Source organism: Albimonas marina, from assembly GCF_029223255.1.
GTDB lineage: Bacteria > Pseudomonadota > Alphaproteobacteria > Rhodobacterales > Rhodobacteraceae > Albimonas.
The window spans coordinates 221,465-234,176 of sequence record NZ_JARHUC010000004.1 but is presented as its reverse complement, the minus strand read 5'-3'; the positions used below and the strand labels follow the sequence as shown (position 1 = coordinate 234,176).

Sequence of the window (12,712 nt, the reverse complement as noted above, 5' to 3'; positions counted from 1 at the left end):
GAATGCGTCTTTTTGGCCGGAGGGCTTGCGCCCCCGCCTCCGCCCCGGCATGTCCGGACGGGAGGGGCCGGGACGGGAGCGGACGGGATGCGGCTGACCAAGTTCTCCGACTACGCGCTGCGGGTGCTGATGTACGCCGCGGCCTCGGGCGACCGGCTGGCCACCATCGACGCGGCGGCGGCGGCCTACGGCGTCTCGCGCGCGCACCTGACCAAGATCGTCACCGCGCTGGTGCGCGCGGGGTTCCTTGAGGGCGTGCGCGGCCGCTCGGGCGGGTTCCGCCTGGCGCGGCCGGCGGCGGAGATCCGGCTGGGCGACGTGCTGCGCGCGACCGAGCCGGACTTCGAGATGGTGGAGTGCTTCGCGACCGGCGAGTCCTGCGTGATCGGCGACTGCTGCCGGCTGCCGCGGGTGATGCAGCAGGGGCTGGAGGCGTTCCTGGCGGTCTTCGACGGGGTGACGCTGGCCGACGTGGCCCTGGCCCCCGACGCCTTCCTGACCGCGGCCGAGCGCGCCGCGCCAGGATCCGGCGCGGGAGCGGGTTGAGGGGCGGCGTCCCCGCGGCGCCGGCGCTGAGGTCAGCCCCGCAGCGCCTCGCGGGCGAGGGCCGCGACGAGGTCGGTGCGGGTCACGATGCCCGCCAGCTTGCCCCCATGCAGGATCGGCACCGCCTCGGTCTCGCCCTCTGCCAGCATCGGCAGCAGGGCGGCGAGCGGGGTCGAGGTGGTCGCGCGCGGGACGGCCACGGACATCACGTCGCCCGCCCGCGCCGGAGTCCGCCAGCCCCGGTCCACCAGCCGCGACAGCGCCGCCGAGAAGCCGCGCCCCAGGCGCAGCCGGTCGGCCACCGCGCGCCGGATCAGGTGGAGCTGGAAGATCACGCCCAGGAAGCTGCCGTCCGCCGCGACCACCGGCAGGGAGGCGTAGCCATGCCGGTCGAACAGGTCCGCCACCGTCTCCAGCGGCGTGGCCGGGCCGACGGTGACGAGGTCGCGCGACATGATCCGCCCGGCGGTCTGGGGGCCGAGGCGGCGCCCGGCGGCCTGGATCTCGGCCGCGCCGATCAGGCGGGCGAGGTCCTCGACGCCCAGGTTCAGCGACTGGCGGTAGCGGTTGAGGATGCCCGTCAGGTCCTCTTCCGACAGGCCCAGCCGCTCGGCGGCCGGGGCGTCTGCGGCGCCGTGAGCGTCGGGCTCGCCGAAGCGCCGGAACGGGTAGCGGCGGTCGGTCAGGCGGGCGTGGATCGCGGCGACGACGACCAGCAGCACGGTGCCCGCCGCCACCGGGGCGAGGGCGAAGCCGAAGCCCAGCTCGCGCACCGCGTCGGGGCTCATCGCCGCCGTCATCGCCACGGCCCCGCCCGGCGGATGCATGGCCCGCAGGAGGCCCATGACCGCGATCGCCGCCCCCACCGCCAGCGCGATGCGCCAGGCCGGATCGGGGACCAGCAGGCAGGCCGCCACCCCGACCAGCGCCGCCGAGACGTTGCCGACCACCGCCGACCAGGGCTGCGCGAGGGGGCTGTTGGGCACGGCGAAGAGCAGCACCGACGTCGCCCCGAAGGCCGCCACGAGGTAGAGCCCCAGCTCCAGGTCCACGCCGGGCGACAGCGCGAAGAGCCCCGCGGCCAGCAGCCCGACGAAGGCGCCGAGGCCGGCCCGCAACGCCTCGCGCGGCGGCGAGGCGGCGACGGCGGGTCCGAGGCTTCTGAGCAGGGCGCGGACGCGCGTCTCTTCCGGATCGCGCATCCCGCGCCCCCCTTGTTCCCGGCGGTTGCGGTCGATTTATATCGCAACACGATGCACCTCAAGCCGCCTTCGCGCTTGCCGACGACCGGGACCGGCGCCAGAACGCTGCGCATGACGGCGACGCCCCCCATCGACGACCCGGTCTCGGACGCGGACATCCGCACGCTGGCGGCCTTCCGCCGCCAGCTTCGCGGCTTCCTGCACTTCAGCGAGACCGCCGCCGCCGGCGAGGGGCTGACGCCCCAGCAGCACCAGGCGCTGCTGGCCATCCGGGCGGCGGAGGCGCGCGCGCTCTCGGTCGGGGAGCTGGCCGAAGCGCTGCTCCTGCGCCCCCACAGCGCCAGCGAACTGGCCAGCCGCCTCGAGGCGCTGGGCCTGGTGCGCCGCCTCGACGACGCGGAGGACGGCCGCCGCCGGGTGATCGCCCCGACCGAGCGCGCCGAGCGCCTGCTGCTGGCCCTGTCGGAGGCGCATCGCGAGGAGCTGCGCCGCCTGCGGCCGCTGCTGGTAGGGCTGCTCGAACGGCTCTGAGATCCCGCTTGATCGGCGCCACGGGCGCGGCTATCGGAGTCGGGCGCGCTCCGCGGCGATGGCGTCGACGCGGGCGGCCGGGGCTGGCCCCGGGCGCGCATCCGCGGCGCCCCTGCGCCCCGGCCCCCTGTCCTGCACGCCCGGATGCCTCGTCGGGCGCGGCGCGTCCCCGTCCGGCGACTGGATGAGGACACGCGATGAGCGGCCTTCACGACCGTCCCGAAAGCTTCGTGCGCCCCAACGGCCCGCGCGCGCCGCTGCCGTTCTCCGAGGGCGAGTACGCCCGCCGCATCGCCAGCCTGCGCGCGATCATGGCCGAGCGGGGGATCGAGGCGGCGCTGCTGACCTCGATGCACAACATCGCCTACTACACCGGCTTCCTCTATTGCAGCTTCGGGCGGCCCTACGGCTGCGTGGTCACGCCCGAGGCCTGCACCACGATCACCGCCAACATCGACGCCGGCCAGCCGCGGCGGCGCAGCTGGTGCGAGAACGTGATCTACACCGACTGGCGGCGCGGCAACTTCCAGCGCGCCGCGGCCGCGCGGATGGGCGCCGCGCGCCGGGTGGGGATCGAGGCCGACCACCTGACGCTGGCCGCGCGCGACGCGCTGGCGGAGGCCGCGCCGGGGATCGAGCTGGTCGACGTCGCCCAGCCCGCCATGCAGGCCCGCATGATCAAGTCCCCCGAGGAGATCGCCCTGATCCGGGAGGGCGCGCGCATCGCCGACCTCGGCGGCGAGGCGATCCGGAGCGCGATCCGCGAGGGCGCCCGCGAGATCGACGTGGCCATGGCCGGGCGCGACGCGATGGAGCTGGAGATCGCCCGCGCGCACCCCGACTCGGAGCTTCGCGACAGCTGGGTGTGGTTCCAGTCCGGCCTGAACACCGACGGCGCGCACAACCCCGTCACCACCCGCGCCCTGCGCGGCGGCGACCTGCTGAGCCTGAACGCCTTCCCGATGATCTCGGGCTACTACACCGCGCTGGAGCGGACCCTGACGCTGGGCGAGCCGGACGCCGAGACCCTGCGCCTGTGGCGGGCCAACGTCGCCGCCCATGAGCTCGGCCTGTCGCTGATCCGCCCCGGCGTGACCTGCGCGCAGATCTGCGAGGGGATCAACGCCTTCTTCGCCGAGGAGGGCCTGCTGGAGTTCCGCTCCTTCGGCTACGGCCACTCCTTCGGGATCCTGTCGCACTACTACGGCCGCGAGGCGGGGCTGGAGCTGCGCGAGGACGTGGAGACGGTGCTGGAGCCCGGCATGGTCGTCTCGATGGAGCCGATGCTGTGGATCCCCGAGGGGCGCCCCGGCGCCGGCGGCTACCGCGAGCACGACATCCTGGTGGTCGGCGAGACCGGGGCAGAGAACATCACCCGGTTCCCCTACGGCCCCGAGGCGAACGTCGTCGCCTGACCGGTCGGGAACGGGGGGCTCGGCGCCGGGCGCGGCCCGGAACGGGAAGGGCGCGGCGCTCGGGAAGAGCGCCGCGCCCGGGATCGGCCGGCCCTCAGGGGCCGGGCGAGGTCAGAGACGCTCGATGATCAGCGCGGGGGCCATGCCGCCGGCGGCGCACATGGTGACCAGGCCGCGGTGCTTGTCCTGGCGCTCCAGCTCGTCGATCAGGGTGCCGATCAGGATCGCGCCGGTGGCGCCGATCGGGTGGCCCAGCGCGATCGAGCCGCCGCAAACGTTCACCTTGTCGCGGTCCAGCTTCATGTCGCGGATGAACTTCTCGGCGACCACGGCGAAGGCCTCGTTGACCTCCCACAGGTCGATGTCGTCGGGCGTCAGGCCGGCCCGCTCCAGCGCCTTGCGGGCGGCGGGGACGGGGGCGTTCAGCATCAGCTCGGGGCTGTCGCCGATGTTCACCGCGTGGGTGATCTTGGCGCGGGGCTTCCAGCCGTTGGCCTCGCAGGCCTCTTTCGAGGCGACCAGGATCGCGGCCGCGCCGTCGACGACGCCCGAGGAGTTGCCGGCGTGGTGGATGTGCTCGATCTTCAGGTCGGGGTAGGCCTTGCGGATCAGCTGGCCGTGCGTCGCGCCGGTGGCGTCGATGGGATAGTCCATCATCGCCTCGAACGAGGGCTTCAGCTGGGCCAGCGACTCGAGCGTGGTCTGCGGGCGCGGGAACTCCTCATGGTCCAGCGCCAGGGTGCCGTCGGCCTTGTAGACCTTGATCAGCGACTTCTCGAAGCGCCCGTCGGCGAGCGACTGGGCGGCGCGGCGCTGCGATTCGACGGCCAGCTCCTCGGTCGCGCGGCGGGAGATGCCCTCGATCGAGGCGATCGCGTCGGCGCAGACGCCCTGCGAGACCTGCGGATGCGCTTCGCGCAGGCGCATGTTGCCGCCGTCGAGGCCGACCGAGCGGCGCCCCTCGGGCGAGAAGGAGTAGGACATCATCTCGCAGCCGCCGGCGATGACCACGTCCTGCCAGCCGGCCATGACGGTGGAGGCGCCCAGCGCCGCGACGGTCAGGCCCGAGCCGCAGAAGCGGTCGAGCGTCACGCCCGAGGCGCGCACGTCGTAGCCCGCGTCCAGCGCCGACATGCGGCCCAGGTCGCCGCCCTGGGTGCCGGTCTGGTTGGAGGTGCCCCAGACGATGTCGTCGACCTTGGAGGTGTCGAGGTTGTTGCGGTCGCGCAGCGCGCCGAGCACCGCGGCGCCCAGGTGCTGGGGATGCATGTCCGCCAGCGCGCCCTTGCCGACCTTGCCGATGCCGCGCGGGGTGCGGCAGTGGTCCACGATATAGGCCTCGGCCATGACGTTTCCTCTCCTCATCGCTTCCGGCCCGCGGGGCCGGGTTCAGCCTCTACGGATACGCGGGTTAACCGCCCGATGAAAGATGCAACCGGGCCTGCCGGCCGGTCAGGCGCGAGGCAAGACGTCCCTGCCGCCGGTCGGTTGCCGTCGGGGCGGGGCGGGGAGGCCCGCCGGTCGGGCGGGCCGGCGCGGCCGCCGTCGGCTCAGGCGTCCGCGGTCTGGCGCGGGGGGGCGGGGCGGCGCCAGCGGGCGGGACCCTCGGCGTGGATCGAGCCGCCCTGCGCGTCGACGGCCACGGTGACGGGCATGTCCTCGACCACGAATTCGCGGATCGCCTCCATGCCCAGGTCCTCCCAGGCGAGGATCCGGGCCTCTCGCACCGCCTGGGCGACCAGCACCGCGGCGCCGCCGACGGCGATCAGGTAGCTGGCGCCGTGCCTGGCGATCGAGTCGACCGTGGCGGGCCCGCGCTCGGCCTTGCCGATCATGGCGATGATCCCCTGGTCGAGCACCATGTCCGTGAACCCGTCCATGCGGGTGGAGGTGGTGGGGCCGGCGGGGCCCACCACCTCGTCGCCCACCGGGTCCACGGGACCGACGTAGTAGATCGCCCGGCCGCGGAGGGAGACGGGCAGCTCCTCGCCCCGCGCCAGCGTCTCGGCCATGCGCTTGTGGGCGGCGTCGCGGCCGGTCAGCAGGCGGCCGGAGAGGAGCAGCGTCTCGCCGATCTTCCAGCCCGCCGCCTCCTCCTTCGTCAGCGTGTCGAGGTTCACGCGGCGGGGGGCGGGGCCGTCGGCGCCCGGCTCGATCTCGGGGAAGGCCGAGAGGGGGGGCGGGGTCAGGTGCACCGCGCCCTCGCCGGTCAGGCGCAGGTGGGCGTGGCGGTTGGCGGCGCATTGCGGGATCAGCGCCACGGGCTTGGAGGCGGCGTGGGTCGGGTAGGTCGCGACCTTCACGTCCACCACGGTGGCGAGACCGCCGAGGCCCTGCGCGCCGATGCCCAGCCCGTTGATGCGGTGGTAGAGGTCGAGGCGCATCTCCTCGATCCGGTCCTTCGGCCCCTCCTTCAGCAGGCGGCCCATGTCGATGGGGTCGAGCGCGGCGCGCTTGCCCAGCAGCATCGCCTTCTCGGCGCTGCCGCCCACCCCGATCGAGATCACGCCCGGCGGGCACCAGCCCGCGCCGAGCTTCGAGACGGTCTCGACCACCCAGTCCTCGACCGAGGCGGCGGGGTTGAGGACGGTGAAGCGCGCCTTGTTCTCGGACCCGCCGCCCTTGGCGGCAAGGATCAGCTCCAGCTCGTTCCCGGTGGTCAGCTCCACGTGGGTGACGGCGGGGGTGTTGTCGCGGGTGTTGGTGCGGTCGAACAGCGGATCGCGCACCATCGAGGCGCGCAGCGGGTTGCCGGCGTCGAGATAGGCGAGGCGGGTGGCCTCGTTGATCAGCTCGTCCAGCGGGCGGTCGCCGCCGATGCGGGCGCCCTGCCCCAGCTTCGCGAAGACGGTGACCATGCCGGTGTCCTGGCAGATCGGGCGGCGCCCGATGGCGGCGAGGCGGGCGGACTGCAGGATCTGGCCGATGGCGTTCTTCGCGGGCACGCTCTCCTCGGCATGCCAGGCCTCGACCAGGCGCTCGAGGTAGTCGGGCGCGTGGTAGATCGAGATGTACTGCAGGGCCGAGCGGACGCTTTCGACGATGTGGTCGGGGTGAATCACGGTCATGGCCTGGCTCCTGGCTGGGCTCTGGGGCGCGCGGCCCCCTGTCTGCACCCGCGCGCGCGAAGGGGCAACGGAAACGGCCGGCGCGCGGCGCCCCGGGCCTGACCCGGGGCGCGCGCCCTTTCAGCCGGGCGCGTTGGCGAGGATGCGGCGGGCTTTGTCGAGCACGGGCTTGTCGACCATCTTGCCGTCGACCCGCACGGCGGAGCCGGCGGCCTCGGCCATCGCGGCCTCGATCCGGCGGGCCCAGGCGATCTCGGCCTCGGAGGGGGCGAAGCCGGCGTTCACCGGGCCGACCTGCGCGGGATGGATGCAGAGCTTCGCGCCGAAGCCCAGCCCCCGCTTGCGCACGACCTCGGCGCTCAGGCCCGCGGCGTCCTCCAGCTCCACCCGCACGCCGTCCACCGGCGGCGGCAGGTCGGCGAGGCGGGAGGCGAGGACGATCTCGAACCGGGCGGGGTCCAGCGCCTCGTCCGGGCCGTCGAGGCCGAGGTCGGCGGAGAAGTCGATGTTGCCGAAGGCGAGGCGGGCGACGCCGGGCACGCGGGCGGCCTCGCGCAGGGAGGCGAGGCCGGCGGCCGTCTCGATCAGCGCCAGCAGGGGCCGGCCCGGCAGGCGGGCGGCGACCTCGGCCAGCGCCTGCGGGTCCGCCTTGGGCACCATCACCCCGGTCGAGGGGGCGGCGGCGAGCATGGCGAGGTCGTCGTCGAACCAGGGCGTGCCCTGCCCGTTCACGCGCACCAGCCCGGCGCCGCCGTCGGCGAGCCAGCTCGCGACATGGGAGCGGGCCTCGCCCTTCTGCTCGGGGCCCACGGCGTCCTCGAGGTCGAGGATGATCGCCTGCGCGCCCGAGGCCGCGGCCTTGGCGAAGCGGTCGGGGCGCTGGCCGGGAACGAAGAGGTAGCTGCGGGGATCGGGCATCAGCGGTCCTCGAACCGGGCGGAGGCCTTCATGCACAGCTCCCCCTCCGGGCCGCGGGCCCAGAGCGAGAGGGCGTCGGGGCTCTCGCCCGCCGCGGCCTGGGTCTGGAAGGGGCGGTCGACGAAGATCGGCGACATGCCGCGGAACTCGAACCCCGCGAGGCGCGCCTCGGGGCGCAGGCGGCGCGCCATGTCCTGCAGGTAGGTGGCGGTCAGGGGGCCGTGGAAGACGAGGTCCCGGTAGCCTTCCTCCTGCGTCGCGTAGGGGCGATCGTAGTGGATGCGGTGGCCGTTGAAGGTCAGCGCCGAGTAGCGGAACAGCAGCACCGGGTCGGGGGTCACGGTCTCGGAGGCCTCGGCGCCCTCGGGGGCGGGGGCGGGCTTCGGGGCGGGGGCGTCGGGGGCGGGCGGATCGCGGTAGACGATGTCCTGCTCCTCCTCGATGCACAGGGTCCCGTTCGCCGAGATGCGGTGGCGCACGGTGACGAAGCACAGCCGCCCCGAGCGGCCGGATTTCTGGGAGACGTCGAGGATCTCGCTGTCGCGCACGACCTCGGCGCCCACGGGGATCGGGGCGAGGTAGCTCAGCCGTCCGCCGGCCCACATGCGGCGCGGCAGGCCGGTGTCGGGCAGGAAGCCGCCGAGCTTCGGGTGGCCGTCGTGGCCGATGTCGGCGCGGTCGGCGGCGCCGTTGAAGAACAGCCAGTGCCAGCCCGGCGGCAGGGGCGCGCCGGGGGCGGGCGCCTCGACGCCCAGCGTGGCGGCCATGCCGGCGACGCGCGGCAGGTCGACCGCGTCGATCCGCGTCTCGGTCCGCCCGATCGCCGCCGCGGGGTCCGTGGTTGCCGTGCTTGCCATCCCGTCTCTCTTCTCGTCGTGGGTCCGCGCCCGCCCGCGCAGGCGCGGCGGAGGTCTGCTCGCCCTCTTTCCTATGCGCTGATCGGCGCCGCGGCCAGTCCCTGCCGGCCGACAGGTTTCGGGAGGGCGGGAGGGGCCGGGCCCGGCCGGCCGGGGACGAGAGAGCGGCGAGGGGAGAGGCGCGCGGCCCCGCCCCCGCTCAGCCCGACCCGCTCAGCCCGGCCCGGGCGCCGCGGCCTGGGCCACGTCGCGCACGCGCTGGGCGATGATCGCGAGCTGGTCGGCGAGCGGGGAGCTGCGTCGCCAGACCATGCCGATGGTCCGCATGGGCCGGGGCGGCGTGAGGCGGGCGAGGGAGACGGGGGCCGAGGCGGTCTCGACCGGCACGGCCATCTCGGGGATCAGCGTCACGCCGATGCCCACGGCGACCATCTGCACCAGGGTGGCCAGCGTGCTCCCCTCCATCAGGTCCCGCGGCGGCGCGGCGCCCAGGCCGCAGAAATCCAGCGCCTGGTCGCGGAAGCAATGCCCTTCCTCGAGCAGCAGCAGGCGCATCTCGCGCAGGGACTCGGCGCTGGGGACCGGGCGGTCGGCGTCGGCGAGCGGGCGGACGAGGACGAACTCCTCCGCGAACAGCGGCGTCTCGACCAGCGCGGGCTCGGAGATCGGCAGCGCCACCACCGCGGCGTCGAGGCGCCCGTCGAGCAGGTCGCGCACCAGGGTCGCGGTCACCGTCTCCCGCGGGCGCAGGTCGAGCTCGGGCCAGGTCTCGGCCAGGTCCTTCATCAGCGCCGGCAGCAGGTAGGGGGCGACGGTGGGGATCACCCCGATGCCCAGCCGCCCGGCGAAGGGGCGCAGCGAGGCGCGGGCCAGGTCCTCAATCTCCTCGACCGCGCGCAGCACCTCCCGCGCGCGGGGGGCGAGCGCCTCGCCCAGCCGGGTCAGGCGCACCTCGCGGGGGCCGCGTTCGACCAGCGGCGCGCCGAGGAGGGACTCGAGATCCTTCATCTGCACCGACAGCGCCGGCTGGGAGATGGCGCAGGCCTCGGCCGCGCGGCCGAAGTGGCGCAGGCGGGCGAGCGCCTCGAAATACCGCAGCTGCCGGAGGGTGACGTTTGCCATAAACGAAACCTATCACGGCGATTGAAAATTCGCAATTTTACTAATTCTAAAAAGTGCTAGAAGCGTCCCCACGGATCGCGCGCGGATTCGCGGCGGCCCTCCTGGCGCCGGCCCCCCCGGATCGACCGGGGCGCCGGAGCGGCCGCGCGGACCCCGCGCCCATACGACGCCGCCGCGGCCCTTCCGCGGGCGGCAAGCCTGAGGAGAGACGTCCATGGACGGCAACGACACCCCGCAGGGCAAGTGCCCGGTGATGCACGGCGCCCAGACCGCCATCGGCCATTCGGTGATGGACTGGTGGCCCAACGCGCTGAACCTGGACATCCTTCACCAGCATGACGCGAAGACCAACCCGATGGGGCCGGACTTCGACTACCACGAAGAGCTCAAGACGCTGGACGTCGAGGCGCTGAAGGCCGACCTGCGCGCCCTGATGACCGAGAGCCAGGACTGGTGGCCGGCGGACTGGGGCTCCTACGTCGGGATGTTCGCGCGCGTGGCCTGGCACGCGGCCGGCTCCTACCGCCTGGCCGACGGCCGGGGCGGCGGCGGCACGGGCAACCAGCGCTTCGCGCCGCTGAACTCCTGGCCCGACAACGTCAACACCGACAAGGGCCGCCGCCTGCTGTGGCCGATCAAGAAGAAGTACGGCAACAAGATCTCCTGGGCCGACCTGATGATCCTGTCGGGGACCATCGCCTACGAGGTCGCGGGCCTGAAGACCTTCGGCTTCGCCTTCGGCCGGCAGGACATCTGGCACCCCGAGAAGGACACCTACTGGGGCGCCGAGAAGGAGTGGCTGGCCCCCTCCGACAACCGCTACGGCGACGTCGCCGATCCCTCGACGATGGAGAACCCGCTGGCGGCGGTGCAGATGGGCCTGATCTACGTGAACCCCGAGGGGGTGAACGGCCAGCCCGACCCGATGAAGACCGCCGCCCAGGTCCGCGAGACGTTCAAGCGCATGGCGATGAACGACGAGGAGACCGCGGCCCTGACCGCCGGCGGCCACACCATCGGCAAGTGCCACGGCAACGGCGACGCGGCCGCGCTGAGCCCCAACCCCGAGGGCTCGGACGTCGAGTACCAGGGCATCGGCTGGATGAACACCAAGGGCCGCTCGATCGGGCGCGACCAGGTGGTCTCGGGCATCGAGGGCGCGTGGACGACCAACCCCACCCAGTGGGACATGGGCTGGTTCGACATGCTGTTCGACCATGAGTGGGAGCTCAAGAAGTCGCCCGCCGGCGCCTGGCAGTGGCAGCCGGTGGACATCAAGCCCGAGGAGATGCCCGCGGACGTCGAGGATCCCTCGATCCGCACCATGCCGATCATGACCGACGCCGACATGGCGATGAAGGTGGACCCGGCCTACAACGCGATCTGCCAGAAGTTCCGCGCCGACCCGGCCTACTTCTCGGAGACCTTCGCCCGCGCCTGGTTCAAGCTGACCCACCGCGACATGGGCCCGAAGGCCCGCTACTTCGGCCCCGACGTGCCGCAGGAGGATCTGATCTGGCAGGATCCGATCCCCGAGGGCTCGACCGCCTGGAACGTCGAGGCGGCGAAGGCGAAGATCGCGGCCTCGGGCCTGTCGGTCGCCGAGATGGTCGCCACCGCGTGGGACAGCGCCCGGACCTTCCGCGGCTCGGACATGCGGGGCGGCGCCAACGGCGCGCGCATCCGCCTGGCCCCGCAGAAGGACTGGGAGGGCAACGAGCCCGCGCGTCTCGCCAAGGTGCTGGGCGTGCTGGAGCCGATCGCGGCCGAGGTGGGCGCGTCGGTCGCCGACGTCATCGTGCTGGCGGGCGTCGTGGGCCTCGAGCAGGCGATCAAGGCCGGCGGCTTCGACGTGGCGGTGCCCTTCGCGCCGGGCCGCGGCGACGCCACCGACGAGATGACCGACGCCGAGTCCTTCGAGCCGATGGAGCCCGTCGCCGACGGCTTCCGCAACTGGCAGAAGACCGACTACGTCGTCTCGCCCGAGGAGATGATGCTCGACCGGGCGCAGCTCCTGGGCCTGACGGCGGCCGAGATGACGGTGCTGGTCGGCGGCCTGCGGGCGCTGGGCGCCAACCACGGCGGCGCCAAGCACGGCGTGTTCACCGACCGCGTCGGCGTCCTGACCCCGGACTTCTTCGAGGTCCTGACCGACATGCGCTACGCGTGGAAGCCGGTGGGCGGGGGTCTCTACGAGATCCAGGACCGCAAGACCGGCGAGACGAAGTGGACCGCCACCCGCGCCGACCTGGTGTTCGGCTCGAACTCGGTGCTGCGCGCCTATGCCGAGGTCTACGCCCAGGACGACAACGCCGAGAAGTTCGTGAAGGACTTCGTGGCCGCCTGGACGAAGGTGATGAACGCGGACCGCTTCGACCTGTGATCCGCGGACCGGCCCCCGCCCTGCGCGGGGGCCGGACCACGCCCCGACCGCCTCGAGACCGCGCCGGCGCCCCCGGCGCGGTCTTCGCGTTTCCGGCGACGGGAGCGAATTGTTTACGCAGCGGGAATTCCGTGCGGGCGCGCGGCGCCCCATGCTAGGTTCGCGCCGCGCGGCGGCGACCGCCGTCCTGGCGGCCGCGCCTGCGTCGGGAGGGATCGCCATGACCGAAACATACAAGGGCGCCTGTTTCTGCGGAGCGGTCGAGATCGAGGCTTCGGGCGCGCCCGAAGCGATGGGCTACTGTCACTGCGCCTCGTGCCGGTCGTGGTCGGCGGGGCCGGTGAACGCCTTCACCCTGTTCAAGGAAGCGAACGTGCGCGTGGTCCGCGGCGCCGAGCACGTCGGCAGCTACGCCAAGACCGAGCGCAGCGACCGGCGCTGGTGCACGAAGTGCGGCGGCCACCTGATGACCCTGCATCCGCACTGGGGGCTGATGGACGTCTACGCGGCCACGATCCCGGGCCTCGCCTTCGCGCCGATGATCCACGTGAACTACGCCGAGACGGTGCTGCCAATGAAGGACGGGCTGCCGAAGATGAAGGATTTCCCCGCCGAGATGGGCGGCAGCGGGGAGAGCGTGCCCGAGTAGGCGCGGCCAACCCGGACGGCG

The 12,712-nt window shown here is 73.5% G+C and carries 11 protein-coding genes; 5 read left to right on the top strand and 6 right to left on the bottom strand.

Annotated features, from left to right (window positions below; all coding sequences use genetic code 11):
• Positions 1-87: 87 nt before the first annotated feature.
• Positions 88-546: an RrF2 family transcriptional regulator gene (locus P2H44_RS12595; protein ID WP_275763911.1), complete on the top strand. Its 459-nt coding sequence runs from the start codon at positions 88-90 to the stop codon at positions 544-546.
• Positions 547-578: 32 nt separating this feature from the next.
• Here the strand turns inward: P2H44_RS12595 and P2H44_RS12590 are convergent, their stop codons facing one another.
• Positions 579-1,748: an HPP family protein gene (locus P2H44_RS12590; RefSeq protein WP_275763910.1), complete on the bottom strand. Its 1,170-nt coding sequence runs from the start codon at positions 1,746-1,748 to the stop codon at positions 579-581.
• Between the two features lie 111 nt (positions 1,749-1,859).
• Between P2H44_RS12590 and P2H44_RS12585 the strand changes: the two genes are divergently transcribed.
• On the top strand, positions 1,860-2,279 hold the full coding sequence (locus P2H44_RS12585) for a MarR family winged helix-turn-helix transcriptional regulator (protein WP_275763909.1): 420 nt from the start codon (positions 1,860-1,862) through the stop codon (positions 2,277-2,279).
• Between the two features lie 197 nt (positions 2,280-2,476).
• Complete coding sequence (locus tag P2H44_RS12580; protein ID WP_275763908.1) at positions 2,477-3,694, top strand: aminopeptidase P family protein; 1,218 nt, start codon at positions 2,477-2,479, stop codon at positions 3,692-3,694.
• A 111-nt stretch (positions 3,695-3,805) separates the two neighbouring features.
• Here P2H44_RS12580 and P2H44_RS12575 read toward each other — a convergent pair whose 3' ends face one another.
• From P2H44_RS12575 to P2H44_RS12555, 5 genes are all read right to left on the bottom strand, one after another.
• Positions 3,806-5,041: an acetyl-CoA C-acetyltransferase gene (locus P2H44_RS12575; RefSeq protein WP_275763907.1), complete on the bottom strand. Its 1,236-nt coding sequence runs from the start codon at positions 5,039-5,041 to the stop codon at positions 3,806-3,808.
• 203 nt (positions 5,042-5,244) lie between these two features.
• Positions 5,245-6,762, bottom strand: a complete 1,518-nt coding sequence (locus tag P2H44_RS12570; RefSeq protein ID WP_275763906.1) for a fumarate hydratase — start codon at positions 6,760-6,762, stop codon at positions 5,245-5,247.
• Positions 6,763-6,882: 120 nt separating this feature from the next.
• Complete coding sequence (locus P2H44_RS12565) at positions 6,883-7,680, bottom strand: HpcH/HpaI aldolase/citrate lyase family protein (RefSeq protein WP_275763905.1); 798 nt, start codon at positions 7,678-7,680, stop codon at positions 6,883-6,885.
• Positions 7,680-8,537 carry an HTD2 family dehydratase gene (locus P2H44_RS12560; RefSeq protein WP_275763904.1) on the bottom strand — a complete coding sequence of 286 codons (858 nt, stop codon included), beginning with the start codon at positions 8,535-8,537 and terminating at the stop codon, positions 7,680-7,682. Before P2H44_RS12560 ends, P2H44_RS12565 begins: the two co-directional genes overlap by 1 nt.
• Before the next feature lie 213 nt (positions 8,538-8,750).
• Positions 8,751-9,659 (bottom strand): LysR substrate-binding domain-containing protein, encoded by a 909-nt coding sequence (locus tag P2H44_RS12555; protein WP_275763902.1) that lies wholly within the window; start codon positions 9,657-9,659, stop codon positions 8,751-8,753.
• Positions 9,660-9,873: 214 nt separating this feature from the next.
• Between P2H44_RS12555 and katG the strand changes: the two genes are divergently transcribed.
• Positions 9,874-12,042, top strand: coding sequence for a catalase/peroxidase HPI (gene katG / locus P2H44_RS12550; protein ID WP_275763900.1), 2,169 nt, complete (start codon positions 9,874-9,876; stop codon positions 12,040-12,042).
• 220 nt (positions 12,043-12,262) lie between these two features.
• Positions 12,263-12,691, top strand: a complete 429-nt coding sequence (locus P2H44_RS12545; protein ID WP_275763899.1) for a GFA family protein — start codon at positions 12,263-12,265, stop codon at positions 12,689-12,691.
• Positions 12,692-12,712: the final 21 nt, after the last annotated feature.